General features: G+C 72.3%; 22 protein-coding genes. 15 read left to right on the plus strand and 7 right to left on the minus strand.

All coding sequences use genetic code 11. The features are described 5' to 3' along the window. Positions 1–117: 117 nt before the first annotated feature. Positions 118–1,161, plus strand: a complete 1,044-nt coding sequence (locus tag OF819_RS00205) for an NlpC/P60 family protein (RefSeq protein ID WP_267241180.1) — start codon at positions 118–120, stop codon at positions 1,159–1,161. Between the two features lie 15 nt (positions 1,162–1,176). Further along, positions 1,177–2,277, plus strand: a complete 1,101-nt coding sequence (locus OF819_RS00210) for a hypothetical protein (protein ID WP_267241181.1) — start codon at positions 1,177–1,179, stop codon at positions 2,275–2,277. A gap of 490 nt (positions 2,278–2,767) precedes the next feature. Here OF819_RS00210 and OF819_RS00215 read toward each other — a convergent pair whose 3' ends face one another. Then, positions 2,768–4,024 carry a glycosyltransferase 87 family protein gene (locus OF819_RS00215; RefSeq protein ID WP_267241462.1) on the minus strand — a complete coding sequence of 419 codons (1,257 nt, stop codon included), beginning with the start codon at positions 4,022–4,024 and terminating at the stop codon, positions 2,768–2,770. 60 nt (positions 4,025–4,084) lie between these two features. On the opposite strand from OF819_RS00215, the gene OF819_RS00220 reads away from it, so the two are divergent. Both OF819_RS00220 and OF819_RS00225 read left to right on the plus strand, forming a co-directional pair. Further along, on the plus strand, positions 4,085–5,227 hold the full coding sequence (locus tag OF819_RS00220) for a glycosyltransferase family 4 protein (RefSeq protein WP_267241182.1): 1,143 nt from the start codon (positions 4,085–4,087) through the stop codon (positions 5,225–5,227). Between the two features lie 135 nt (positions 5,228–5,362). Continuing rightward, positions 5,363–7,021 (plus strand): GMC oxidoreductase, encoded by a 1,659-nt coding sequence (locus tag OF819_RS00225; RefSeq protein WP_267241183.1) that lies wholly within the window; start codon positions 5,363–5,365, stop codon positions 7,019–7,021. Positions 7,022–7,028: 7 nt separating this feature from the next. On the opposite strand, the gene OF819_RS00230 is transcribed toward OF819_RS00225, so the two are convergent. Next, positions 7,029–8,825 (minus strand): AMP-dependent synthetase/ligase, encoded by a 1,797-nt coding sequence (locus OF819_RS00230; protein ID WP_267241184.1) that lies wholly within the window; start codon positions 8,823–8,825, stop codon positions 7,029–7,031. Positions 8,826–9,115: 290 nt separating this feature from the next. Here OF819_RS00230 and OF819_RS00235 point away from each other — a divergent pair, with 290 nt between their 5' ends. The 6 genes from OF819_RS00235 to OF819_RS00260 all read left to right on the plus strand — a co-directional run bounded on the left by OF819_RS00235 (position 9,116) and on the right by OF819_RS00260 (position 14,354). After that, positions 9,116–9,883 carry a metallophosphoesterase family protein gene (locus OF819_RS00235; RefSeq protein WP_267241463.1) on the plus strand — a complete coding sequence of 256 codons (768 nt, stop codon included), beginning with the start codon at positions 9,116–9,118 and terminating at the stop codon, positions 9,881–9,883. 168 nt (positions 9,884–10,051) lie between these two features. Next, a complete protein-coding gene (locus OF819_RS00240) occupies positions 10,052–10,501 on the plus strand; it encodes an SRPBCC family protein (RefSeq protein ID WP_267241185.1) in 450 nt (149 codons plus the stop codon). Beyond that, positions 10,501–11,679, plus strand: coding sequence for an ArsA family ATPase (locus OF819_RS00245; protein ID WP_267241186.1), 1,179 nt, complete (start codon positions 10,501–10,503; stop codon positions 11,677–11,679). Before OF819_RS00240 ends, OF819_RS00245 begins: the two co-directional genes overlap by 1 nt. A gap of 73 nt (positions 11,680–11,752) precedes the next feature. Continuing rightward, positions 11,753–12,223 (plus strand): DUF5304 domain-containing protein, encoded by a 471-nt coding sequence (locus OF819_RS00250; RefSeq protein ID WP_267241187.1) that lies wholly within the window; start codon positions 11,753–11,755, stop codon positions 12,221–12,223. Between the two features lie 65 nt (positions 12,224–12,288). After that, entirely contained in the window at positions 12,289–13,230 is a 942-nt protein-coding gene (locus OF819_RS00255; protein WP_267241188.1) for an ROK family glucokinase, read from the plus strand. Between the two features lie 368 nt (positions 13,231–13,598). Next, positions 13,599–14,354: an endonuclease/exonuclease/phosphatase family protein gene (locus tag OF819_RS00260; protein WP_267241189.1), complete on the plus strand. Its 756-nt coding sequence runs from the start codon at positions 13,599–13,601 to the stop codon at positions 14,352–14,354. Positions 14,355–14,447: 93 nt separating this feature from the next. Here OF819_RS00260 and OF819_RS00265 read toward each other — a convergent pair whose 3' ends face one another. Continuing rightward, positions 14,448–15,074: a hypothetical protein gene (locus tag OF819_RS00265; RefSeq protein ID WP_267241190.1), complete on the minus strand. Its 627-nt coding sequence runs from the start codon at positions 15,072–15,074 to the stop codon at positions 14,448–14,450. After that, a complete protein-coding gene (locus tag OF819_RS00270) occupies positions 15,067–15,846 on the minus strand; it encodes an alpha/beta hydrolase (protein WP_267241191.1) in 780 nt (259 codons plus the stop codon). Before OF819_RS00270 ends, OF819_RS00265 begins: the two co-directional genes overlap by 8 nt. A gap of 233 nt (positions 15,847–16,079) precedes the next feature. Between OF819_RS00270 and OF819_RS00275 the strand changes: the two genes are divergently transcribed. From OF819_RS00275 to OF819_RS00295, 5 genes are all read left to right on the plus strand, one after another. Further along, the gene (locus OF819_RS00275; RefSeq protein ID WP_267241464.1) at positions 16,080–16,874 is read left to right on the plus strand and encodes a lysophospholipid acyltransferase family protein; all 795 of its coding nucleotides are present in this window, start codon (positions 16,080–16,082) and stop codon (positions 16,872–16,874) included. A 49-nt stretch (positions 16,875–16,923) separates the two neighbouring features. Further along, complete coding sequence (gene macS, locus OF819_RS00280) at positions 16,924–18,159, plus strand: MacS family sensor histidine kinase (protein ID WP_267241192.1); 1,236 nt, start codon at positions 16,924–16,926, stop codon at positions 18,157–18,159. 89 nt (positions 18,160–18,248) lie between these two features. After that, complete coding sequence (locus tag OF819_RS00285) at positions 18,249–18,896, plus strand: response regulator (protein ID WP_267241465.1); 648 nt, start codon at positions 18,249–18,251, stop codon at positions 18,894–18,896. A 140-nt stretch (positions 18,897–19,036) separates the two neighbouring features. Continuing rightward, positions 19,037–20,065 carry a 6-phosphofructokinase gene (locus OF819_RS00290; protein ID WP_267241193.1) on the plus strand — a complete coding sequence of 343 codons (1,029 nt, stop codon included), beginning with the start codon at positions 19,037–19,039 and terminating at the stop codon, positions 20,063–20,065. A 115-nt stretch (positions 20,066–20,180) separates the two neighbouring features. Further along, entirely contained in the window at positions 20,181–21,176 is a 996-nt protein-coding gene (locus OF819_RS00295) for a 2-hydroxyacid dehydrogenase (protein ID WP_267241194.1), read from the plus strand. A 269-nt stretch (positions 21,177–21,445) separates the two neighbouring features. Here the strand turns inward: OF819_RS00295 and OF819_RS00300 are convergent, their stop codons facing one another. The 3 genes from OF819_RS00300 to OF819_RS00305 form a co-directional block, all read right to left on the minus strand. Further along, positions 21,446–23,311: an anthranilate synthase family protein gene (locus OF819_RS00300; protein ID WP_267241195.1), complete on the minus strand. Its 1,866-nt coding sequence runs from the start codon at positions 23,309–23,311 to the stop codon at positions 21,446–21,448. Positions 23,312–23,419: 108 nt separating this feature from the next. Further along, on the minus strand, positions 23,420–23,578 hold the full coding sequence (locus OF819_RS29175; protein ID WP_416370437.1) for a trp operon leader peptide: 159 nt from the start codon (positions 23,576–23,578) through the stop codon (positions 23,420–23,422). A 55-nt stretch (positions 23,579–23,633) separates the two neighbouring features. Continuing rightward, positions 23,634–26,501 (minus strand): N-acetylmuramoyl-L-alanine amidase, encoded by a 2,868-nt coding sequence (locus OF819_RS00305; RefSeq protein WP_267241196.1) that lies wholly within the window; start codon positions 26,499–26,501, stop codon positions 23,634–23,636. Positions 26,502–26,640 lie beyond the last annotated feature (139 nt).

A 26,640-nucleotide genomic window follows, 5' to 3' on the forward strand; every position in this document is an offset into this window, starting at 1 on the left:
TCGTGCCCCGGACGGCCGTTGGTCCTCATGTGATCGTCCGGCTACTGTCGGCCGCGCAACATCCCTCGTTTTTCCCGTACATCTCGGTGTACGCGCATGAGGAAGGGAGCGCGGCACGTGGCGTCCCATCGCAGGCCCTCGCAGCCGGGTTTCACCCACGGCGCCCGGGTCACCGTCCTGTCCGCCGCCGCGGCCACCGCGGCCGCGGCCCTCGGCGCCGCTCCGCCGGCGAGCGCCGACCCGCACGAGACGGCCGAGGGGGCTCGGGCCGCGGTCGACCGCCTCTACGAGGAGGCCGAGAAGGCCACCGAGCAGTTCAACAAGGCCGAAGAGCGCGTGGAGCGGCTGCGCGAGCGGGTGGCGCAGGCACAGGACCGCGTGGCACGCGGCCAGGAGGCCGTCAACCGTATGCGGGCGGCGCTGGGTTCGCTGGCCGGCGCGCAGTACCGGTCCGGGGGCATGGACCCCTCACTCGCCCTGCTGCTGTCCGAGGACCCGGACGGCTATCTCGACAAGGCCGTCACACTGGACCGGATCAGCGAGCGGCAGGCGACGGCGCTGAGCGATCTGCGTGAGGCCCAGCGCAGGATCGGCCAGGAGCGGGCGGAAGCCGGGCGTGACCTCGCGGAGCTGGAGCAGGGCCGCAAGGCGGTCGCCCGGCACAAGCGCCTCGTCGAGGGCAAACTCGCCGAGGCGCAGCGGCTGCTGAACGCGCTGACGGCGCGGGAGCGCGCCGCGTACGACGAGGAGCGGGCCTCCCGCTCCGGCCGCGGTGAGTCCCTGCCGGAGATGACGCCCGGTCTCGGGCCCGCCTCCGCGCGCGCCGCCGCGGCCGCCGCCGCGGCACGCAGCGCGGTCGGCCGGCCCTATGTGTGGGGGGCCAACGGGCCCTCCGGCTTCGACTGCTCCGGACTGATGCAGTGGGCGTACGCCCAGGCAGGGGTCGGTCTGCCGAGGACCTCGCAGGCGCAGCGGTACGCGGGCCGGCAGGTGCCGCTGTCGCAGGCGCGGCCGGGGGATCTGGTGACGTACCGCAGCGACGCCAGCCATGTGGGCATGTACATGGGCAACGGTCAGGTGGTGCACGCGCCGTATCCGGGCGCGTCCGTGCGGTACGACCCTGTGGGCATGATGCCCATCGCCTCGGTCACCCGGGTCTGATCCTACGATCGTGGGGTGGCGACCAGGCGTGAGGCGATCCGGGCCGCGGCCGGTGCGGGCGCGGCGGCGCTGCTGACGGCGTCCGGATGCACGGCGCCCGGCGAGCCGCCCCTCGACGACGCGCTGGAGGAGCACGCGGCCGCCCTCCGCGCCCGGTTGCCGCTCGCCTCGTGCGCGTACCGCGTGACCTCGGTGCGCCGCGAGGGCGCACGGGCCGCCGTCGCGGCGGAACTGCGCTACCGCTTCGAGGGGTACGGCTCCGGGCCCGAGGCCGCCGTGGCGCGCCGGCTGGAACTGCGCCGCGGCGGCGACGGCGGGAGCCGCTGGCGGGTGCGTGCCGACCGTCCCGCGGACGGGGCCCCGCAGCAGCTCTGGGACCAGGGCGAGGTGCGGACGGCGCGGGGCGCGCGGAGCCTGGTGCTCGGCGTCTCACAGCCCGCCGCCCGGCTGCGCGCCCTCGCCGCCGAAGCCGATCGGGCGGTCCCCGCAGTCTCGGCCGCGTGGCCGCTGCCGTGGGCGCGGCGGGTCGTGGTCCTCGTCCCCGCCTCCCTGGACGGGATGGGCGCGCTGCTGGGCGCGGCTCCGGCCGCGTACCGGGGGATGGCGGCGGTGGCCGCCGGCGGGGCGGGGAACCCCGACCGGCTGATCGTCAACCCCGAGGCGTACGGGGAGCTCAGCGCGTACGGGCGCGAGGTGGTCCTCACCCATGAGGCCGCGCATGTCGCCACCCGCGCGGACACATCGCCGTCGACCCCCATGTGGCTCTCCGAGGGCTTCGCGGACTGGTGCGCCTACCGCACCTCCCCCCGCCCCGCGCCGGACCTCGCCCCCGCCCTGACCCGCGCGGTCCGCCGCGGCGACCTCCCCGCGGCCCTCCCCGCCGACACCTCCTTCACCTTCGGCGGCCCTCCCCAGACCCTCGCCCTCGCCTACGAGGGCGCCTGGCTGGCCTGCGCCCTCGTCGCGGACCGCTGGGGCGAGGCCCGCCTGCGGGAGCTGTACCGGGCGGCGGGGGCGGGGGGAGCGGAGAGTGCGGTGCGGGAGGTGCTGGGGGTGACGGTGAACACGCTGCAGGCGCGATGGCGGGCCTACACCCAATCCCGCCTGTCCCCCTGACCCGCACGGGCCACGGCCTCTTCTGCCACCCGCCCTGAGGGCGTGAGGGGACCCCAGCCCTGTGTGGGTGCGGGGGCTTGGCCCCTCGCACCCCGTGCGGCCCCTCGCACCCCGTGCGGCGCTGCGCGCCGCGGGGGCCTCTCGGGCGTGCCGGTCTCCGCGGGTGCGGGTCGCCTGCCTCCCCACCCGCCTTGTGTGGGTGCGGGGGGCTTCGCCCTCACACTCCTGAGCGGCGCTGCGCGCCGTGGGGGTTCCCCCCTCGCCCCCAGGGCGAAGGGGGAGGGTGGGCGGGACAGGCACCGGCCCGGGCCTCGGGCAGCCCGCGCGGGTGGGCAGCCGCGACCTCGGCCCCCGCGGGCGCGGGTCTCTTGCCCACACCCGCCCGCGGCGCGGCCCAGGCTGCTCTGACGGCCGGGAGGGGGGTCTCGTGGGGCGGCAAGCCCCGCCCGGCCTCCCCCTCCCGGAGGGGGGCTGGGGGCGGAGCCCCCAGTTACGGGAAGGGGCGGGGGAGGGGGGAAACTCGCCCCGCGGAACCCGGCTCCCCGCGCACCGCCTCCCCCCGTACCCCCGCCCCCCACACCCTCCCGCACGCGACTGCCGTCGCCCCCGCCAGCAGCCCGTTGCGGGCGATCAGCAGGCCGAGGCCCAGCGCGTCGCTGGCGACGACGTTGCCGAAGAAGACGGGGAACTCCAGCAGCGTGACGGCGGTTGCCGCGAGCACCAGCATCGCCGGCGGGCCCATCCGGCTGGGGCGGAAGGTCAGGCACACCGCGGCCAGGCCGACGAGCCAGAGCACGTACTGGGGGCTGATCACCCGGCTGGTCACGGTGAACAGCAGCACCGCCGCGAACGCGGCGTCGCACACCGTGCTCGCGGTGAATCTCCGCGTCCGTACGCGCCACAGCAGCAGCCAGCCCAGCGCCAGGGCGCTGAGCCCCAGGGAGACGGCGCTGACCAGCGGCACATAGGGCCCGAGGAACTCGACCGAGCCGTAGTTCAGCATCATCTGGCCGTCCCAGCCGACATGCCGCGCCACATGGAACACCAGCGCGCCGAGCGACTCGATCTCGATGCCGCGGTCGCGCTGGAAGGCGAGGAAGGCCAGCGCGCCGGGCGCCGCCGCGACCAGGAGGACCGTGAGCGCGGCCGCGGTGACCGCAGCGGCGGACCAGGCGGCCCGCGCGGGCCGCCCCCGCCGCACGCCGACGAGCAGCAGCGCGGGCCACAGCTTCAGCAGCGCACCGACGGCCGCCAGCGCCCCCAGCGCCCGCGGCCTGCGGGCCCCCGCCAGCAGCGCGGCGACGGCGACCGCGGTCACCATCAGGTCGTAACGGGCGTATGCGGTCGGCCCGAGCAGCGGCACCCCGGCTGTCCACACCCATGCGCCCCGCGCCGACCGGCCCGGCCCGCCCGCGCCGGCGTACAGCAGCAGCCCGAAGACGGCCGCGTCGCACAGCAGGCACAGCACGAAGAAGGCGGACGCGTAGTCCAGGAACGGCAGCGTCCCCGGCGCGAGGACGGGCAGCGCGGCGCCGGGCGGGTACTGCCAGGTGACGTCGTTCAGCGGATACGTTCCGCCGCGCAGCACCTCGTACCAGCCCCGGTAGATCACTGAGACATCCGAGGTGACGTCGGGGCCCGGCACGACGATCACTTTGAAGACGCACAGCAGCAGCGCCGCTCTGCTGAGCAGCCAGGCCGACACAAGCCACGGCAGGGTCCGGTACGCGCCGATCACGACGGCCATGATGCCGCCGCGGACGGCCCGCAGGCGGACAGGCGCGGCCGTTCGGTACTGTCTGCGGCGATGCACAAGACCCTGATCGTGACCAACGACTTCCCGCCCCGCCCCGGCGGCATCCAGGCGTTTCTGCACAATATGGCGCTGCGGCTGGACCCGGGGCAGCTTGTGGTCTACGCCTCCACCTGGAAGCGGACCCGCGAGGGCGCCGAGGCGACCGCCGCCTTCGACGCGGAGCAGCCGTTCACCGTCGTACGGGACCGAACGACCATGCTGCTGCCGACGCCGCGCGTGACCCGGCGGGCGGTGCAGCTGCTGCGTGAGCACGGATGCGAGTCCGTGTGGTTCGGGGCGGCCGCCCCGCTGGGGCTGATGGCCCCGGCGCTGCGTGCCGCGGGCGCGCGGCGGATCGTGGCCACCACACATGGCCACGAGGCGGGCTGGGCGCAGCTTCCGGCGTCCCGGCAGCTGTTGCGGCGGATCGGCGAGACCACGGACACGATCACCTATCTGGGTGAGTACACCCGTTCCCGGATCGCCGCCGCCCTCACCCCTGAGGCGGCCTCCCGCATGGTGCAGTTGCCGCCCGGAGTCGATGAGAAGACCTTCCACCCCGGCTCGGGGGGCGACGCGGTGCGCGAGCGGCTCGGGCTCGCGGACCGGCCCGTGGTGGTGTGCGTGTCGCGGCTGGTGCCGCGCAAGGGCCAGGACACGCTGATCCGCGCGATGCCGGCGATCCTGGCGGAGATCCCGGACGCCGTGCTGCTGATCGTGGGCGGCGGCCCGTATGAGAAGGAGCTGCGGCGGCTGGCGGGGGAGACCGGGGTGGCCGGGGCGGTGCGGTTCACCGGCGCGGTGCCGTGGGAGGAGCTGCCCGCCCACTACGGCGCGGGCGACGTGTTCGCGATGCCGTGCCGCACGCGCAGACGGGGCCTCGATGTGGAGGGCCTCGGCATCGTCTATCTGGAGGCGTCCGCCACCGGCCTGCCGGTCGTCGCGGGCGACTCGGGCGGTGCGCCGGACGCCGTGCTCGACGGCGAGACGGGCTGGGTGGTCCGCGGCGGCGCGCCCGAGGAGGCGGCTGAGCGGATCCTCAAGCTGCTGGACGACCCGGAGCTGCGGCGCGCCATGGGCGAGCGGGGCCGTGCCTGGGTCGAGGAGAGGTGGCGCTGGGATCTGCTGGCCGAGAAGCTCCGTACGCTCCTGTAGAAACCAGCCGCGTCCCGCTTGCTGACGGTTGTGTTAAACACCTCGCTGAGCTGCGTCAAAGCTTTTTGACGGGCGGTCAGTTCCAGCCGTGCGCGGCATATGGGCGGAATTCCGAATTCCGCCCATGCTCCGGCTATGAACCCGCATCTGACACGTCGTCACCTCATTGGTCTGGCCGCCCTCCAGACGGCGGCCTCCCTCGGCTTCACCCGCATCGGCCCGGCCGCCCGCCATGCCGCCGCCCCGGCGTCCGCCGACGGCGCACCCGCCGACTACGTGCCCGCCGTCGTGGTCGGCTCCGGCTACGGCGCGTCCGTGGCCGCCCTGCGCCTCGCGGAGGCGGGCGTGGACACCCTCGTCCTCGAAATGGGCCGCCTGTGGAACACCCCCGGACCGGACGGCAAGGTGTTCTGCTCCACCAAAGCGCCCGACCACCGCTCCATGTGGTTCCGCGGCCGCACCGAGGCCCCGCTCGCGACCTTCCTCTGGCTGGACGTCGTCAACAAGGACATCACCCCCTACCCCGGCGTCCTCGACCGGGTGGCCCACCCGGACATGTCCGTCTACGTCGGCCGCGGCGTCGGCGGCGGATCGCTGGTCAACGGCGGTATGGCGGTCACCCCGCCGCGCTCGTACCTCACCGAGGTCCTCCCGCGGATCGACGCGGCGCGCATGTACGACACCTACTTCCCGCGCGCCCGCGCCGCACTGGGCGTCAACACCGTCGACCCCGGCTGGTTCGAGTCGACCAAGTGGTACCGCTTCTCCCGGATCTCCCGCGGACACGCCCATCACGCCGGGCTGCGCACCGTCTTCGTGCCCAGCGTCTACGACTTCGCCCACATGGAGCGCGAGGCGTCCGGACAGGCTCTGAAGTCCGCGCTGGCGGGCGAGGTCATCTACGGCAACAACCACGGCAAGCGCAGCCTGGACAAGACCTATCTCGCCGCCGCCCTCGGCACCGGCCGCGTCGTCATCGCCACCCGGCACCGGGCGAGATCCCTGCGCAGGGAGAGCGACGGCACGTATGTCGTCACCGCCGACCGCACCGACGACGCCGGGCGCACCGTCGAGACCAGGGAGATCGGCTGCGCCCGGCTGTTCCTCGGGGCGGGCAGCCTGGGCACCGCGGAACTCCTGGTGCGCGCCCGCGAGACGGGCACACTGCCCGGCCTCGACGACGAGATCGGCCGCGGCTGGGGCCACAACGGCAATGTGATGACGGCGCGCGCCAATCACCTCTGGGACACGGTCGGCGCCTGCCAGGCCACCATGCCCGTGCTGGGCATCGACGACTGGGCCAACCCGGACTGCCCGGTGTTCGCCGAGGTCGCGCCGCTGCCCATGGGGTTCGAGCACTGGATCAGCCTCTATCTGGCGATCACCAGAAACCCGGAACGCGGTGTGCTCCGCTATGACGCGGCCGCCGACGCCGTACGGCTCGACTGGCGCAGGGAGCAGAACCAGCCGTCCGTCAGCGCCGCCAAGTCCCTGTTCGACCGGATCAACCGGGCCAACGCCACCATCTACCGGTACGACCTCTTCGGAGGGAACCGGGCCTTCGCCGACGACTTCACCTACCACCCGCTGGGCGGCTGCGTACTGGGCCGGGCCACAGACGACTTCGGGCGCGTCAAGGGTCATCCGGGCCTGTATGTCGTCGACGGCTCGCTGATCCCCGGCTCGATCGGCGTCAATCCGTTCCTCACCATCACCGCGCTCGCGGAGCGCAACATGGAGCGGATCCTCGCCGCCGACTTCCCCGCACCCTTTGCCGGGGGCGCCGGGCCCTGATCAGCCGTCAGCCGCGGTAGATCGACTCGATCTCGTCCGCGAAGTCCTTCGCCACCACATTGCGCTTGAGCTTCAGCGACGGCGTGATGTGACCGGCCTCCTCGGTGAACTGAGACGGCAGAACACGGAACTTCCGCACCGACTCCGCCTTGGAGACGGCCGCGTTGCCGTCGTCCACCGCCTTCTGGACCTCCGCCAGCAGCTCCGGGTCCTCGCGCAGCGAAGCGGCCGTCGCCCCCTCGGGCTTGCCGTGCTCCGCCGCCCAGCGGCCCAGGAACTCCTCGTCCAGGGTGATCAGCGCGCCCACGAAGGGACGTCCGTCGCCCACCACCATGCACTCCGCGACCAGCGCATGCCCGCGGATGCGGTCCTCGATCACCGCGGGGGCGACGTTCTTGCCGCCCGCGGTGACCAGGATCTCCTTCTTCCGGCCCGTGATCGTGAGATAGCCGTCCTCGTCGAGCGTGCCGATGTCGCCCGTGTGGAACCAGCCGTCGGCCAGCGCCTCCGCCGTCGCCGGCTCATTGTTCCAGTACCCCTGGAAGAGCTGATCGCCGTGCAGCAGCACCTCGCCGTCGTCCGCGATCCGCACGGTGGAGCCCGGCAGCGGCTGACCGACCGTGCCGATCTTCTGCCGGTCCCAGGGGTTGAACGCCGTCGCCGCGCAGGACTCGGTCAGTCCATAGCCCTCCAGCACCGTGAAGCCGATGCCGCGGAAGAAGTGGCCGAGCCGCTCGCCCAGCGGCGCGCCGCCGGAGATGGCGTACTCGCCGCGCCCGCCCAGCACCGCCCGGAGCTTGCGGTAGACGAGCAGGTCGAAGACCTTGTGCTTGAGCCGCAGCGCTGTCGAAGGGCCGGACGGGGCGGACAGCGCCCGGCTGTAGGCGATGGCGGTGTGCGCGGCCTTGTCGAAGATCGCGCCCTTGCCGTCCGCCTGCGCCTTGGCCCGCGCCCCGTTGTAGACCTTCTCGAAGACGCGCGGCACGCCGAGAATCAGCGTCGGCTTGAAGGAGGCCAGTTCATCGGTGAGCTGCTTGATGTCCGGTACGCAGCCGAGCTTGATCGGCGCCATCACGGCCGCGACCTCGACCAGCCGGCCGAAGACATGCGCGGCGGGCAGGAAGAGCAGCACGGAGCACTCGCCCGTGCGGAACAGCGGTTTGAGCCGCTCCACCGCGTTGCCGCACTCCGCGAAGAAGCTGCGGTGGGTGAGCACACAGCCCTTGGGACGGCCGGTGGTGCCCGAGGTGTAGACGATGGTCGCCGGGTCGTCCGCCTTGGCGCTCGCGCTGCGCTCGTCCACCGTGGCGTCGTCGATCTCCGCTCCGGCCGCGACCAGTTCACCGACCCCGTCACGCTCGATCTGCCAGACGTTGCACAGCTCCGGCAGCCGGTCGCGTACGGAGTCCACCGCGGCGGCGTGGGCGTCGCTCTCCACGAGCACGGCGACCGCGCCCGAGTCCCCGAGAATCCACTGGAGCTGCTCGGCGGAGCTGGTCTCGTACACCGGGACGGTCACCGCTCCGGCGCTCCAGATCGCGAAGTCCAGCAGCACCCACTCGTACCGGGTGCGCGACATCAGCCCCACCCGGTCGCCCGGCCGGACGCCCGAGGCGATCAGGCCCTTGGCCGCGGCCCGCACCTCGGCGAGGAACTGCCGGGCGGTCACATCCGTCCAGACGCCCGCCACCTTGCGGCCCATCACCGCGACATCCGGATGCTGAGCGGCATTGCGGCGGATCAGGTCGGTCAGGTTGCCGTCCGTGGGGACCTCGTACAGGGCCGGAAGGCTGAACTCGCGCAAGACTGCTGCTCCTCATCGGGCTGCCGACGCCACGGCTCTGTGCTGCACCGGCTGCGGTCCAAGATCGGGCAGGGTGCTCAGTGGGGGTGAGCACGACTGGACTGCCCGGACGTTACCCACCAGTACTCGTTTCCCGATAGGGGTTCCCGGCCAGATGTTCCCTGCGTCACACACGTTCCGCGGCGCTTCGCGCAGATTAGTCCACCCCTTTTGTGACTCGCAGGTAACCGCAGATCCACCGGCTCTACCCAGCTCCGAGCCCGCGTCCTAGGGTGATCGCCATGCGAGGCATGCGAGTCAACGTGGTCAGCGACGTGCACGGCAATGCAAAGGATCTCGCCACCGCGGGGGACGGCGCCGACGCCCTGATCTGCCTGGGAGACCTGGTGCTCTTCCTCGACTACGCCGACCACACACGAGGCATCTTCCCCGACCTCTTCGGCGTGCGGAACGCCGATCTGATCGTGGAACTGCGCACCGCCCGCCGCTTCGACGAGGCCCGTGACCTCGCCCGCAGACTCTGGGCGGAGCTCGGCGCCGACCGGGAACGCGCCATCGAGGCGGCCGTGCGCACCCAGTACGCCGAGATGTTCGCGGCCTTCCCCACCCCGACGTACGCCACCTACGGCAATGTCGACATCCCCGCGCTCTGGCCGGAATACGCCAGGCCCGGCACCACCGTCCTCGACGGCGAACGCACCGAGATCGGCGGCCTCGTCTTCGGCTTCGTCGGCGGCGGGCTGCAGTCCCCGATGCGCACCCCGTACGAGATCCCCGACGAGGAGTACGCGGCCAAGGTCGAGGCCCTCGGCGAGGTCGACGTCCTCTGCTCGCACATCCCTCCGGACGTCCCCGAACTGACCTATGACACCGTGCCGCGCCGCTTCGAACGCGGCAGCCGCGCCCTGCTGGAGGCCATCCACCGCACCCGGCCGCGCTACGCCCTCTTCGGCCATGTCCATCAGCCGCTGGCCCCGCGGATGCGCATCGGCGCCACCGAGTGTGTCAACGTCGGCCACTTCGCCGCCACCGGCAAGCCCTGGACGCTCACCTGGTGACCCCGGCCCCGGCCCCAGTCGGCAGGGCGGCGCATACGCCGGCCCATGCGCCCCGCAGGCCCCGGGCGGACCGCCCGACCGGCCGCGATAGCCTTCACACCGCACACACCACCACCCCGGTCAATACACACCACACCGGTCCGTACCGCACTGTGAGGAGCCGCAGCGATGGCGGAACACACCAGCTCGAGCATCGAGATCGCGGCGGCGCCGGCCGACGTCATGGCGGTGATCTCCGACTTCGCCCGCTACCCGGAGTGGACCGGAGAGGTGAAGCAGGCCGAGGTGCTCGCCGTCGACGACCAGGGCCGCGCCGACCAGGTACGGCTGGTCCTCGACGCGGGCGCGATCAAGGACGACCACACCCTCGCCTACACCTGGCACAGCCCGAACCAGGTCAGCTGGACGCTGGTCAAGTCCCAGATGCTGCGCGCCATCGACGGCTCCTACACCCTCGCCCCGATCGGCGCGGGCGACCGCACCGAGGTCACCTACCAGCTCACCGTGGATGTCAAGATCCCCATGCTGGGCATGATCAAGCGCAAGGCCGAGAAGGTCATCATCGACCGCGCGCTGGACGGGCTGAAGCAGCGCGTCGAGAGCGGGCCGCACACCTGATGCGCACGGTCCTCGTCACCGGCCTCGGCGGCGCGGGCCGCACCGCCGTCGCCGCGGCCACGGCCCTCGCCGCCGCCCGCCGCGGGGAGCGCACGCTCTTCCTGAGCGCCGACCCCGGCGAGGTGCTCGGCGCGCCCATACGCGGGGGCGTCACAACGCCCGAACCGGTCGCCGACGGACTGTGGGCCGCCCGCGTCGAGCCCGCCGCCGACTTCCGCGCCGAGTTCCTCTCCCTCCAGGAGCGCTGCGCCGCCGCCCTCGACCTGCTCGGCGCCGCCCGGCTTGAGGGCGAGGAGCTGACCGAACTGCCCGGCAGCGAGGAGTTCGCCCTGCTCCGCGCCCTGGCCCGCGCAGCGCGCGGCGACTGGGACCGGATCGTCCTCGACCTCCCCCCGCTGCGCAGGGCCATCGCCCTGCTCGCCCTGCCCGAGCAGCTCCGGCGCTATCTGCGCAGGCTGCTGCCGCCGGAACGGCAGGCCGCCCGCGCCCTGCGCCCCGTACTCGCGCAGCTGGCCGGGGTCCCGATGCCCGCGCAGCAGCTCTACGAGACCGCCGGGCGCTGGGACGCGGAGCTGGCCGCCGTCCAGGCGGTCGTCGAGCACCCGGACACCGCCGTGCGGCTGGTCGCCGAGCCGGGGCCGGCCGCCGCGGACGCCCTGCGCACCGCCCGTCTCGGCCTCGCCCTCCAGGGGCCCGCCCCCCAGATGGTGGTGGCCAACCGGGTGCTGCCCGCCGAGACGCCCGACACCTGGCTCGCCGGACTCATCGCACAGCAGCACAAGCATCTGGCGGAGCTGCGCGCCGAGTACGGCACGGTGTGCGAGCTGCCGCACCTCGGCCGCGACCCGCGCGGACTCGACGATCTCGCCCTGCTCGCCCCGTCCGAGGCCGCGACGCCTGCGGCGGCGCCCGCGCCCGCGGCAGGCTGGACCATCGAGGACCGGCGTGCGGAGGAAGGCTTCCTCATCTGGCGTCTTCCGCTGCCCGGAGCGGTCAAGGAGGAGCTCACGCTGGTCCGCCGCGGCGACGAACTCGTGATCACGGCCGGACCGTTCCGCAGGATCTTCGCCCTGGAGCCCGCGCTGCGCCGCTGCACGGTCGCGGGCGCGGGCCTGACCGGCGGTGAGCTGACGGTGCGGTTCGCCCCGGACCCCGGTCTGTGGCCGCGCGGGGCGTGAACGCCCATCGCCCGTTCGGGTAACGTCGAGCGTACGCAGGGCCGGACACACGGACACGGACACGGAGTACGCCATGAGCGATGCGACCGAGCGCCCCGACGCCTGGGTCGACGCCGACGCCGACGCCGACGCCTGGGCCGATGCGTGCGCCGAGGACCTGAAGGCGGAGCGGGCGCGCCGGCGCGAGCAGTACGGGGAGCAGCCCGGCACGGCCTCCGAGGAGTTCAGAAGGCTGCTGGACGCCGTCGCCGACAAGGTCGCCTCGATCCAGGGCTCCCTGCCCGGGACGGCCGCGCAGAACGCGGTACAGCAGTTCGTCCGGCAGGCCAAGGCGGCCGTCGAGCCGGTCATCGAGCGCAACCCCCAGGTCTTCGACCACCTCGCGGCCGCAGGCGGTGAGCTGCTCGCCGCCTATCGATCCGCCGTCGAGGGCCATGAGCGACGCTGGACGCAGCGGCCGAGCGACACCGCGGAGGCCGGGGACCCGCGCGACGGACGCTCTGACGAGGGCCCAGGCCCCAGTGAGCGCATCGACCTGGACTGACAGGCGGGCACCCGCCCTCGGGTACGGTTGGCCATAGCGGGGCTCGACCGAAAACTGAGGGACACATGGGACTCACCATCGGCGTCGACATCGGCGGCACGAAGATCGCGGCGGGCGTGGTCGACGAAGAGGGCACCATTCTCGAGACGCACAAGGTGCCCACCCCGTCGACCTCCGAGGGCATCGTCGACGCCATTTGCTCCGCCGTGGCCTCGGCCGGGGAGGGGCGCGACATCGAGGCCGTCGGCATCGGCGCGGCCGGATACGTCGATGACAAGCGTGCCACCGTGCTCTTCGCGCCGAACATCGACTGGCGGCACGAGCCGCTCAAGGACAAGGTCGAGCAGCGCGTCGGTCTGCCGGTGGTCGTCGAGAACGACGCGAACGCGGCCGCATGGGGCGAGTACCGCTTCGGCGCCGGCCAGGGCCATGACGACGTCATCTGCATCACCCTCGGCACCGGGCTCGGCGGCGGCATCATCATCGGCAACAAGCTGCGGCGCGGGCGCTTCGGCGTGGCCGCGGAGTTCGGCCACATCCGGGTGGTGCCGGACGGACTGCTGTGCGGCTGCGGCAGCCAGGGCTGCTGGGAGCAGTACGCCTCCGGCCGCGCCCTCGTCCGCTACGCGCGCCAGCGTGCCAACGCCACGCCCGAGAACGCGCGGATCCTGCTGGGGCTCGGCGACGGCACCCCCCAGGGCATCGAGGGCAAACACGTCAGCGCCGCGGCCCGGCAGGGCGACCCGGTCGCCATCGACTCCTTCCGCGAACTGGCCCGCTGGGCCGGCGCGGGCCTCGCGGACCTGGCGTCCCTGTTCGACCCCTCGGCGTTCATCGTCGGCGGCGGCGTCTCCGACGAGGGCGAGCTGGTCCTCGACCCGATCCGCAAGTCCTTCCGCCGCTGGCTGATCGGCGGCCAGTGGCGTCCCCACGCCCAGGTCCTCGCCGCGCAACTCGGCGGCAAGGCGGGCCTGGTGGGCGCGGCGGACCTGGCCCGCCACGGCTGACCCCTCCCGGTGGCTCCGCCCCCGGACCCCCGCGCCTCAAACTCCCCCAGCTACCGCTGGGAGGTGCCCCCACGAGGCTGGGTATCTGGCCCTCGCGCCTCAAGCGCCGGCGGGGCTGGGTTTCTGGCCCTCGCGTCTCAGGCGTCGGCGGGCTGGGTTTTTGACCCCTCGTGTCTCAGGCGTCGGCGGGGCTGGGTGTGCGCTTCCAATGTCGGCGGGGCTGGGATTTGGCGCAGCCAAATCCCAGCCCGTTGGGGGCACCTCCCAGCGGTAGCTGGGGGAGTTTGAGGACACGGCCGAAGGCCGTACGGGGGGCTGGGGGCTTGCCCCCAGTTTCGGGAAGGGGCGGGGCTGGGGAAAAGCCCCCCATGCCGCCCACCCCGCTCCCCACCCCCCACACCACCCCCGACGGCTCCGCCGTCATCCGCGTGCTCAGCTACAACATCCGCTCCATGCGGGACGACGAGAACGCCCTCGCCCGCGTCATCCGCGCCTGCGCCCCCGACCTCGTGTGCGTGCAGGAGGCCCCGCGTTTCTTCCGGTGGCGCAAGCACGCCGCCCGGCTGGCGGCCAAGAGCGAGCTGGTGGTGCTGAGCGGCGGGGCGACCGCCGCCGGGCCGCTGCTGTTGTGCTCGCTGCGCGCGACCGTGGAGCGTACGGAGGATGTGCTGCTGCCGCTCACCCCGGGGCTGCACCGCCGCGGCCTGGCCACGGCGGTCGTACGCTTCGGGGGCGCCCGGCTCGGGGTGCTTAGCTGCCATCTGAGCCTCCAGGCGGACGAGCGCTATGCACAGGCCGGCATGGTGCTTCAGCGGCTGGCGGCGCTGGACGTGCCGCATGCCGTCGCGGCGGGCGATGTCAACGACCGACCTGGTGGCCGCGCTTTCCGCAGGCTCGCGGCGGAGCTCCAGGACTGCTGGGCCGTTGCCCCCTGGGGCGGGGAGTACACCTCCACACCGGCCGACCCGCACCAGCGGATCGACGCGATCTTCGCCACCAAGGGCGTCGAGGTCCTCGGCTGCGGCGTTCCCGCCGGGCTGGAGGGCGTGTCCGACGACGATCTGAGGGCGGCCACGGACCATCTCCCGGTCCTGGCCGCCCTCCGCGTCCCCGCCGCCGTCTGACCCGGCCCCGGCGTGCCGACACCCCGGCACCCCGACGCACTGCCACCCCGGTATCCCGCCACACCCGCGCCCGCGCCCCCGCGCACCGCCGCGCTACACCACCGCGCCGCGCCCCGGATCGTCGTCCTCGTCGTCCCCCGGCCGCATCCGTGCCACCAGGGCGACGAAACCGCCCAGGAAGCCGCCCACGCACAGGGTGGTGAGCCACCAGGTCATCTCCCACCGCAACAGCACCGCGACCAGCATCAGCACCGGTCCGCCGATCACCGCGAGCCAGGCGAACTTCGCCGTGACGTCGGCCTCCGGCAGCGGCGGGGGCTCCGGCGGCACGAAATGGCCCTCGTCGTCCTCGCCGGGATCGTCGTCGGAGGGCTCGGAGACCCGGTAGTCGCGCGGGCCGCCGCCCACTCCGGGCGCAAAGGTCACCGAGCTGCCCAGCGAGGGCCCTCCGCCCGATCCCGCGCCGCCGTCGCCCGCGTCCCCGCGGGAGCCCGGTCCGCTGTCCCGCGGGCCGTCGTTGAACTCGCCCTCCAGCGCGGCCAGGTCCTCCACGGACTTGAAGGGCTTCGCCCCCGGCGGGTCCGCGGGCTCTTCGCCGTACCCCGCGACGATGGCGGCCCAGGCGGCCTCCTCGTCGACGGGCCGCGGCTCCCGTTCCCGGTCCCTGTCCCGGTCCCTGTCCCGGTCTCTGTCCCGGTCCGCGTCGTGCTGCTCAGCCACCGGTGGTGCTTCCTTCCTTCCCCGCACTGGGGGCGAGCCGGCCGATGAACGCGTAGCTCTCCTCGAATATCAGCTCCGCATCGTGGTCCAACGTCGCCACGTGGTAGCTCTGTTCCAGCAGGATCTCCTTGACGTCCCGCGAGGAGACACGGCTGAGTATGCGCGCGGAGTCGACGGACGGCACCACATGGTCCTGCGGGCTGTGCAGCAGCACCAGCGGCTGGGTGACCTGCGGCAGCTCGCCGTCCACCAGCTTCAGGAACTGCCGCAGCGAGTGCGCGGCGTGCAGCGGCACCCGGTCGTAGCCGAGCTCCTCCTCGCCGTCCTTGGCGATGTCGCTGGTCAGCCCCTTGGTTGTGCGCACCAGGTGCCTGGCGACCGGCAGCGCGTACGCGGACAGGCCGTGGACCTTGTTCGCCGGGTTCACCAGCACGATGCCGCTGATCGCCTCGCCGTGCTTGGCGGCGAGCCGCAGCGTGAGCGCCCCGCCCATGGACAGGCCGAAGACAAACACCTGGCTGCACCGCTCCCGCAGGGCCCGCAGCTCGCGGTCCACCTCCGCGTACCAGTCCTGCCAGCCGGTGAGCTGCATGTCCTGCCAGCGTGTGCCGTGCCCCGGCAGCAGCGGCAGCGACACCGTCAGCCCGCGCTCCGCGAGATAACCGGCCCAGGGGCGCAGCGACTGCGGGGATCCGGTGAATCCGTGACAGAGGAGGACGCCGACCTCTCCGCCCTCGTGGCGGAACGGCTCAGCTCCGGGAAGGACCGGCACCGGGGGTCTCCTGTTCATGAGGATCGAATCCCGCGGACGGAATTCTGCGGACGGAATACTTCTGACGAAATGCCTGGCTCAAAGGGTGTACCTCACCGTACGCGACCGGACTGACACCGACCAGGGCCGTCCGCGCTCCCGGTGGGCGGGGCCGCCGCGGGGAAGGCGCGCCCGCCACGGGTTAAGGTCTGTTCGAGAGCACACAGGAGGCACACGAGTTGATCTACGGCGCAATGAAGTTCTCCCTCGGCAGCTCACTGAAGCTTGCCTTCCGGCCCTGGGTGGAGGGTCTGGAGAACGTACCCGCGGAGGGGCCGGCGATCCTCGCGAGCAACCACCTCTCCTTCTCGGACTCGTTCTTCCTGCCTGCCGTCCTGGACCGCAAGGTCACCTTTATCGCCAAGGCTGAGTACTTCACCACGCCCGGCGTCAAGGGCAGGCTCACCGCGGCCTTCTTCAAGGGCGTGGGCCAGCTCCCGGTGGACCGTTCCGGCGCGCGCGGCGCGGGTGAGGCGGCCATCAAGGCGGGTGTCGAGGTGATCGAGGAGGGCGGCCTGTTCGGTATCTACCCCGAGGGCACCCGCTCCCCGGACGGCCGCCTTTACCGGGGCAAGCCCGGCGGCCTCGCGCGCGTGGCGCTGGCCACGGGCGCGCCCGTCATCCCCGTCGCGATGATCGACACCGAGAAGATCCAGCCGCCGGGGAAGGTGCTGCCCAAGCTGATGCGGCCGGGCATCAGAATCGGCAAGCCGCTGGACTTCAGCCGCTACCGCGGCATGGAGGGCGACCGCTTCATCCTGCGCTCGGTGACCGACGAGGTCATGTACGAGATCATGAAGCTGTCCGGGCAGGAGTACGTCGACATCTACGCCACGGCGGCCAAGCGCCAGATCGCGGAGGCCGAGAAGGCCGCGAAGGCACAGGCCAAGGAGCAGGCGAAGGCCGAGTCCGCGACGCACGGGAAGACGCAGGAGAAGAAGGGCCGGCGACGCAAGGGCGACGGGCAGCAGGACAGGACCGCGGCCTAGGCCGTGTCGCCGAGGTTCTGTCCGTACAGTGCGTCCCGGGGTGGGGAAGATGGCCAAGCGCGAGCGCGTCGTGCGGATGTCGGTCGAACAGCCGCTGTGGCGGGCGCTCACCGCGTACCGCGTGCTGACCATGGTCTACGCGGTGCTGCTGGCCTTCTTCACCCGGGAGAAGTTCGAGCGGCCCCTCGTGGCCGCCGCCTTCCTGGCCTTCCTGGCCGTGTGGACGCTGGCCACGCTGCCCAAGGTGGCGGGTGCCGCGCACTGCACCAAGCGCTTCCTGGCCGCCGACCTGACCGTCGCCGTCACCGGCCTTCTGCTGACCCCGCTGGCCGACGCGCAGGCGCAGCAGATCGACGGGCCCACGCTGCCGACCATCTGGACCGCGGGTTCGGTGCTCGCCTACGCGATCAAGGGCGGCTGGCGCTGGGCGGCCGGCGCGTCGTCCGTCGTCGCCGTCGCCAATGTCGTCGAGCGGGGCGAGCCGAGCAGCGACACGTACCACAACGTCCTGCTGGTGTGGGTGGCGTCCATCGCCATCGGATACGTCGTCGAGGTCGCCCGGGCCTCCGAGCGCACCCTCGCCCGCGCCCTGGAGATCGAGGCCGCGACCCGGGAGCGGGAGCGGCTCGCCCGGGACATCCATGACAGCGTGCTGCAGGTGCTGGCGATGGTGCAGCGGCGCGGCACGGCCCTCGGCGGCGAGGCGGCCGAGCTGGGCCGGCTTGCGGGGGAACAGGAGATCGCCCTGCGGACCCTGGTCGCCGGCGGCATGGTGCCCCCGTCCCGGGTCTCGGAGGACGCCTCGCAGGGCGCGGTCGTGCGACTCGTCGAAGAGCCCGCAGAGCCCGGCCCGGAGCCCACGGAGACGTCTGGCCCATCGCCCTGCGATCTGCGGACCCTGCTGGGCCCGTACGCGGGCACGCGGGTGACGATCTCGGAACCGGGCGCGCCGGTGCTGCTGCCCGCGCCCGCCGCACGGGAGTTGACGGCGGCTGTCAGTGCCGCCCTGGACAATGTCCGCAGACACGCGGGGGAGCAGGCGCGCGCCTGGATTCTGGTCGAGGACTGGCCGGACGAGGTGGTCGTGACCGTGCGGGACGACGGCCCCGGCATCCCGGAAGGGCGGCTGGAGCAGGCCGAAGGCGAGGGGCGGATGGGCGTCGCCCTGTCCATCCGCGGGCGGCTGCGGGATCTGGGCGGCAGCGCCGAGGTGATCTCGGCGCCGGGGCAGGGCACGGAAGTTGAATTGAAGGTTCCACGGGGGAAGGCGGGACAGGACGGATGACGGACCGGCGACAGCGTTCGGACGAGCAGGAGACCGGGCAGGAGACGGGGCAGCAGACCGGGCAGGAGACCGGGCGGGCGATCAGGGTCATGGTGGTCGACGACCACCCCATGTGGCGTGACGCGGTCGCCCGCGATCTCGAAGCCGCGGGCTTCGAGGTGGTCGCCACGGCAGGCGACGGCGAGCAGGCGGTGCGCCGCGCGCGTGCGGCGAGCCCGGACGTCCTCGTCCTCGATCTCAATCTGCCCGCCAAGCCGGGCGTCCAGGTGTGCAAGGAGCTCGTCGGCTCCCTGGAAGGGCTGCGCGTGCTGGTGCTCTCCGCGAGCGGTGAGCACGCTGACGTGCTGGAGGCGGTCAAGTCCGGAGCCACCGGCTATCTGCTCAAGTCGGCCAGCGCCGGGGAGCTGACCGACGCGGTGCGCCGCACGGCCGCCGGGGACCCGGTCTTCACACCGGGCCTCGCGGGCCTGGTCCTGGGCGAGTACCGCAGGCTGGCCGCCGAGCCCGCCCCCGCCCCAGACGCCGGGGAGCCCCATGCGCCCCGGCTCACCGAGCGGGAGACGGAGGTGCTGCGGCTGGTCGCCAAGGGGCTGTCGTACAAGCAGATAGCCGAGCGTCTGGTCATCTCCCACCGCACCGTGCAGAACCACGTCCAGAACACCCTCGGCAAGCTCCAGCTGCACAACAGGGTCGAGCTGGTGCGGTACGCGATAGAGCGCGGCCTCGACGACGCCTGACGCCCCTACTCGTACGGGTGAAAGCCATGGGCCCAACCGCCCCGGCCTGTAACGGAATTGACGATCCTTCCCATCTCTGAGTGAGCTGGCTCACCATTAGCGTGGCGGTCATAAGGCTCACCATGCGAAGGAGAGATTCCATGCGCGTCGGAGTACTGACCGGGGGCGGCGACTGCCCCGGGCTCAATGCGGTCATCCGTGGCATCGTCCGCAAGGGCGTGCAGGAGTACGGATACGAGTTCCTCGGCTACCGCGACGGCTGGCGCGGACCGCTTGAGGGCGACACGATGCCCCTCGACATCCCCGCCGTACGCGGCATCCTGCCCCGTGGCGGCACCATCCTCGGCTCGTCGCGCACCAACCCCTTCCGGGAAGAGGACGGCGTCCGCCGCATCAAGGAGAGCCTCGCCAAGAACGAGGTCGAGGCGCTCATCGCGATCGGCGGCGAGGACACGCTGGGCGTCGCCGCCCGGCTGTCCAACGAGTACGGCGTCAAGTGCGTCGGCGTCCCCAAGACCATCGACAACGACCTCTCCGCCACCGACTACACCTTCGGCTTCGACACCGCGGTCGGCATCGCCACCGAGGCGATCGACCGCCTCCACACCACGGCCGAGTCCCATATGAGGGTCCTCGTCGTGGAGGTGATGGGGCGTCACGCCGGCTGGATCGCGCTCCACTCCGGCCTCGCCGGCGGGGCGAACGTCATCCTCATCCCCGAGCAGCGCTTCGACCTCGACCAGGTCTGCGCCTGGGTGACATCCCGGTTCAGGGCGAGCTACGCCCCGATCGTGGTCGTCGCCGAGGGCGCCATGCCCACGGGCGGCGACGCGGTCCTCAAGGACGGCTCCGTGGACTCCTTCGGCCATGTCCGCCTCTCCGGAGTGGGGGAGTGGCTGGCCAAGGAAATCGAGCGGCGCACCGGCAAGGAGGCCCGCACCACGGTGCTCGGCCATGTCCAGCGCGGCGGCACGCCCAGCGCCTTCGACCGCTGGCTGGCCACCCGCTTCGGCCTGCACGCCATCGAGGCCGTGCGGGACGGCGACTTCGGCTCGATGGTCGCGCTGCGCGGCACGGACATCGTGCGCGTCCCGATCGCCGAGGCGACAGCGAAGCTGAAGACGGTCGACCCGAAGCTGTACGAGGAGGTCGGCGTCTTCTTCGGCTGAGGGCGAGGGCCGTTCGGCCCCGGGCGCAGGCGGGGCGTGGGCCGTATATTCACGGTACGGACACATACCGGCAAAGGCGGTATCCGGCCCATTGCCCGCCTTCGAGAGGTGCGTCGTGGAAGTCCTGGCATTCGGTGTGCAGGCGGACGAGAAGCCGCTGATCGAGAGGGCCTTCGCGGACGGCCATGACATCCGCTGCCTGGGCGTCTTCCTCAGCGAGGACACCGCGCCGCTGGCCGCCGGCCATGAGGCGGTCTCCACCAGCGTCAACGCCGATCTGGGCGCACGGGTGCTGCGGATCCTGGCCGGCGGCGGCACCCGGATGATCGCCCAGCGTTCCACGGGCTTCAACAACATCGACCTGCCCGTCGCCGAGCGGCTCGGCCTGACCGTCGCCCGGGTCTCGTACTACTCCCCGTACTCCGTCGCCGAATTCGCCTGGACCCTGGCGATGGCGGTCAACCGCCATGTCGTCCGCGCCGCGAGCCGCACCCGGGACTTCGACTTCCGCCTCGACGGGCTCATGGGCCGCGATCTGCGCGGCCGCACGGTCGGCGTGCTCGGCACCGGGAAGATCGGTGAGGCATTCACCCGGATCGCCCACGGCTTCGGCGTCCAGCTGCTCGGCTGGGACATCGTGCACAACCCCGCGTGCGTGGAGCTCGGCATGGAGTACGTCGAGAAGGAGGAGCTGCTCGCCTCCAGCGACCTGGTCAGCCTGCATGTCCCCCTGCTGCCCGCCACCCACCACCTCCTGGACGCCGAGGCCCTGCGCATGATGAAGGACGACGCGATCCTGGTGAACACCAGCCGCGGCGGCCTCATCGACACGGATGCGCTGGTCGCCGCGTTGCGCCGGGGCCGTTTCACCGGTGTGGGCCTGGATGTGTACGAGGCGGAGGCCGGGCTGTTCTTCCTCGACAAGTCCCTCGAACCGATCGAGGACGACACCCTGGCCAGGCTGATGACCCTCCCGAACGTGCTGGTCACCTCGCATCAGGCGTACTACACGCGGGACGCGGTGACACAGATCGTCGAGACGACGCGGCGCAACGTCGACGACTATGCGGCGGGGCGGCGCAGCGGCAATACGCTGACCCCCCGCGCCTAGGGGCCCCGGGGGGTCTTTCCCCACCCCTCCCCCCTCACGCCCTGGGGGCAAGCCCCAGACCCCGTTTTGCGGGGGCTCCGCCCCCGTACCCCCGCGCCTCAAACTCCCTCAGCTGCCTCCCCCAGACGGCGTCTGGGGGAGGCAGCTGAGGGAGGAGTCCGGGGGAGTTTGAGGACATGGCCGAAGGCCGTACAGGGGTCTGGGGGCTTGCCCCCAGTTTCGGGAAGGGGTGGGGTGGGGGAAAGCCCCCCGAGGCCCGCCCCCCGGCTTCAGGACACCAGCACCCCCGCCAGCAGCGACGCCGTCAGCTCCGCGCCCGACGTGGTCAGGACGGACTCCGGGTGGAACTGGACGCCCGCGAAGCCCGGCCCGCGCAGGGCGTGGACATCACCCGTCGCGGCGTCGCGGCTCAGTTCGATGCGGTGCATCGCCAGCTCGGCCGCCGTCGCCTCGTCGCAGCGGGCGGTGAAGCTGTTGTAGAAGCCCACCGTCTCGGGCCGGCCGAAGAAGTCGATCCGCTCCTGTGCCCCCTGATAGGGGGCGTCCTTGCGGACGATGTCCAGGCCGAGCTCCGCCGCGAGCAGCTCATGGCCGAGGCAGACGCCCAGCAGTCCCTGGCGGTGGCCGTGCAGCAGCTCCCCGGCGAGCAGGCGCAGCAGCCGCATCTTGGGATCGGCGGGGTCCGTCGGATCCCCCGGGCCGGGGCCCAGCACCACAGGGCCCCGATGGGAGAGGACGTCCGCCCGCAGGCCCGGCTCGTCGAAGCGGCGGACCGCCACCTCAAGGCCGGTGGCTCGCAGCAGATGCGCCAGCATCGAGGTGAAGGTGTCCTCTCCGTCCACCACCAGCGCCCGCCCGGTCAGCCGCGCGGACCGGGCCTGCATCCGCAGCCAGAAGGGCGCCAGCTGGGCCCGCCGGCCGTCCAGCGCCGCCCGCACCCGCGGATCGTCGGCCAGCCGGGGCCGTACGGACTCCTCCCGCGGCCGCTCCGGCCGCACCCCGAGCGCCGCCAGCACCCCGGCCGCCTTGGCGTGCGTCTCGGCGACCTCGCCCGCCGGGTCCGAGTGCCTCACCAGCGTCGCGCCCACCGGCACCCGCACCCCGCCCTGCGCGTCGATGTCCGCCGTGCGGATCAGGATCGGCGAGTCCAGCCGCTGCGCTCCTCCGGCGTCCCTGCCGAGGAGGGCCAGCGCGCCCGCGTAGTAGCCGCGGCCCCCGGTCTCGTGCCGGGCGATCACCCGGCAGGCGTTCTGCACCGGCGACCCGGTGACCGTCGCCGCGAACATGGTCTCCTTCAGCACCTGGCGCACATCGAGCGACGAGCGCCCCCGCAGCTCGTACTCGGTGTGCGCGAGGTGCGACATCTCCTTCAGCCGGGGCCCGATCACCACCCCGCCCATGTCGCCGACGGTGCACATCATCTTCAGCTCCTCGTCGACGACCATGGAGAGCTCCTCGCGCTCCTTGCGGTCGCCGAGGAAGGCCAGCAGACCCTCCGCCGTCGCCCCGCCCTCCGGGTAGCGGTAGGTGCCGCTGATCGGGTTCATCACGACCGTGCCCCCGGCCATCCGCACATGCACCTCGGGGCTGGCGCCGATCAGCGTCCGCTCCCCGGTGTGCACGGCGAACGTCCAGTAGGCGCCCCGCTCGCTCTGAAGCAGCCGCCGCAGCAGGGCGAGCGCGTCGGCGCGGCCGAAGCCGGGGATGCGCCCCGTGTAGGTCCGCCGTACGACGAAGTTCGCGCCCTCGCCGCTGCCGATCTCGTCCCGGACGACCCGGCGGACCACCTCCGCGTACGCCGCGTCGTCGGTGTCAAAACCACCGTCCCGCACCCGCACCTCATGGGCGGGCAGGTCGGCGAGCACCTCGGCCAGCGGCAGCTCATGCACCTCGTCGGCGACGAGCACGGCCAGCGGCGTGCCGTCGTCGGTGACTTCGAAGCCGCGCTCCCGGATCTGCCGGAAGGGCACGAGCGCCAGGGACGGCAGCTCGCCCACCGGGATGTCCGCGAGGCGCTCGGCCTCGTGCACGGAGCCGATCAGCAGCTCCACCGTGTCATGGTCACGGCCGGGGGTGCGGCGGCGCAGCAGGGCGAACGGAGGACAGTCGTCCGCGAGCAGCCTTTCGAGGATCATGCGGAAGTTCCTTCCGGGAGAGAGGAACGGCCGCTTCTCTCCCAGAAACCCCGGGAAACAGTGAAGGCCGCCCCTCGGGCGGCCTTGGCGAGAATGTCGCGCGCTCAGTCAGTGGGCCGCCGGGTCTGCGGTCCACCACCAGTTCTGATTGAGATACGTCAGCGGCGCGAACATGCCGCCGACCCTAGCGCATCCGCCGCCGCGCCCCGTGGGCCGTCCCGGAGAGTGGGACGGCCCACGGGGCATCGGACGGAAGCCCAGGGACATCGGATGGAAGACCGGAGGCGTCGGACGGAAGAAGCGACCGGTGGGCAGCGACCGGTCAGATCAGCAGATCGAACATGTTCCAGCCGCTGCCGATCCTGGTTCTCGCCTCATAGGGGGCGGAGGGGTTTCCGGTGCCCCGGTAGAGCCAGAGGACGCCGGACTTGTCCCGGCCCACGAAGTCGGCCTCGCCGTCCCGGTCGTAGTCCCCGTTGCCCTGGATGGCGTCGTAGATGTGCCAGCCAGTGCCGATCTTGCGCATCGGTGTGAACGGCCTGGCGGCGTCTCCCGTGCCCTGGTAGAGCCAGAGGGCGCCGTCGGGCTGGCGGGCGAGCATATCGCCCAGACCGTCGCCGTCGAGGTCGGTCACGCCGGACAGCAGGTCGAACATGTTCCAGCCGCCGCCGATCCTTGTTCTCGCCTCATAGGGGGCGGAGGGGTTTCCGGTGCCCCGGTAGAGCCAGAGGACGCCGGACTTGTCCCGGCCCACGAAGTCGGCCTCGCCGTCCCCGGTCACATCAAAGACGCCGATCAGCCGGTCGTAGATCTGGAAGCCGTACCCGACCTTGATGCGCGGCCTGAACGGGTGATCCGGATCGCCGCTCGCCGCGTAGTAGTACAGATCGCCGTCCGGCTCGCGGGCCATCATGTCGCCCACGGCGTCGGCGCGCAGCGTGTCCATGGCCGTCACCGTGTCGTACGTCTGCCAGCCGCCGCCGATGCGGTAGCGGTGGAAGAACGGCGCGGACGCGCTGCCGGTGCCCTGGTACTGCCACAGCCCGCCGTATGCGTCCCTGCCGAGCAGGTTGAAGCGGTCGTCGCCCTGGTCGGGCAGGGTGCTGGGGACCTGCTGGACATCGCTCGCCCGGACCCAGGCGATGCGGTGGTTGTAGCGGATCGGGTAGAAGACGTTGCTGCCCTCGACCCGGGTGCGGGAGCCGGCGCCGGTGCCGTCGAAGGTGCCGCCGTAGTAGTAGTCGCCCTTCACCGCCCCGCCGGCCCGGGTGTACTTCTGCCCGGCCGGAACGCTGTACTCGGTCAGCGATGCGGAGTTGTCGTCCTGGACCGGCACGCCGGTGCCCGCGTACGCCGCCTCGTCGGGGTAGGCGCGTCCGTACACCGGGATCGAGGAGAGTCCGTCTCTGGGGGTCAGCAGGGGCTGGGCGGTCGTACCGGCGGGCGCGGTGTACTGGCCGCCGGGGTTGTGGAACCAGGCCTTCTTCCCGCCGTACCAGATCGCCGTCCAGTTGTGGGTGGCATCGGCCACCACGTACTCGCCGCCGGCCCGGACCTTGTTGGACCAGTTGGAGCCCTCGCTCCACAGCACGGTCGGGAAGTACGGGTCGGTGATCTTCGGCGCACCCGTCGACGGCGAGGTGTAGAGGTAGCCGAAGTTCGACGGGCGCGGCTTGACCGAAGTGCCGCCCTTGGTCAGCGGCGGCTGGTTCGCCGTGCTGAACGGGGGCACGATCCGCACCAGCTGGCCCGCCTTGACCGGGCCGCCCGCCCCGCTGTCCCCGGTGGGCGCACCCAGCAGGGACATGTAGTGGTTCCAGTCCCAGTAGGGGCCCGGGTCCCAGTGCTGCGCGCGGACCTTGTGGTCCAGCACGCCCGGGATCTCGTCATGGCCGATGATGTGCTCGCGGTCCAGCGGGATGTCGTACTTCGCGGCGAGATGCTTCACCAGGGCGGCGGAGGACTCGTACTGGGGCTCGGTGTACCAGCTGCCCTCCTTCATGGCGTAACCCTCGTGCTCGATCCCGATCGAGTGCATGTTGAGGGTCTTGTTGCCCGCGTGCCACGCCTCGTTCTTGTTCTCCACCATCTGGGTGACCAGGCCGTCGGAGGCGCGGATCAGATAGTGGGCGCTGGCGTACATCCTGGAGTTCTGGAAGACGTTCAGCGCCGAGGCGTAGTCGCCCTCCGTGTCGTGGAGGGCGATATAGCGGATGTCGTAGCCCGCCTCGGGGCGATTGGCGACGTTGTAATTGCCCCAGTCGGTCTCGTCGCTGTTCTGCTGGTACGCGGCCGGGCGGAAGTCGCAGTTCAGGCTGGACGGGCAGTCGGGCGCCGGGGCCGCGCGGGTGTCCGCGGGCGTGGCGGCCAGCGGCGGCTTCGCCGGCTTGTCGGGTGTGACCGAGGGGTCGGGGGGCAGGGTGACCTGCTGCCCTTCCGCCGTGATCCGCCGCTCGCCCGTCCTGATCGACTCATAGACGCGCTCCGCGAACTGCTCGGCGCCCTCGACATCGGGTGACTGGCTGTAGCGGGCGACCGCCGGATACCAGTCGCCCGGGTCGTCGGAGAGCTCCCCCGTGGCCTGGCGCTGGTACTCGGCGAGCAGCGCCGCGCCGGCGCGGACGCTGTCGCCGGTGTCTTCCTTGAGCGACTCGGCGGACTCGTCGATCAGCTCGGCGGCCTCGTCCAGCGTGTGCAGCCGGGGGTCGTCGGTGTCGACTGTCTCCTCGGGCAGCTCCGCGAGGGCCTCCCCGGCGTCGAAGTGCTTCTCGACACTCGGATCGCCGCTGCGGTTGACGTGCTCGAGCCGGGGATCGTCCGCCGTGCCGTGGCCGCCGCCGTTGGAGTGGTCGGCGTGGTCCTCTTCGAGGTCGTCGGGGTTCACCTGAGTGAGCCCCATGACGTTGTACGCGCCGGTGGTGCTCGGCTCCCCGTTGTGGCTCTCCCAGCGCGTCTGCCGGTACGCCACGGCCATCAGCACGTTCTTGGGGACGTCGAACTCCTTCGCGGCCTTGTCGAACTGGCTCTGGAGTACGGCGCCGGCCGGAACCGGCCTGTCGCCGTTCCGGCCTGCCAGGAGTCCGGGGGTCGCCACGGCCATCGTGCCGATCGTGGCGCTGGCGACCACACCCGCCGCGACACCGTAGACAAGACGTTTCTTCTTGCGGTCTTTGCGATGTCTTCGGCTCACGTCCACCCCTGTTTTGAATTTGACCGAAAGTGGCCTGAGGTTAGCAGGTGCAAGATCCAGAGCGTGGGGCAGACGGCCGGAGCCTCAGATTCCGGGGCGACGGCGCGGACCGGCGGCGCGGACCCGCGGCCGGGACTCG

Source organism: Streptomyces sp. PR69, from assembly GCF_026420845.1.
Lineage (GTDB): Bacteria > Actinomycetota > Actinomycetes > Streptomycetales > Streptomycetaceae > Streptomyces.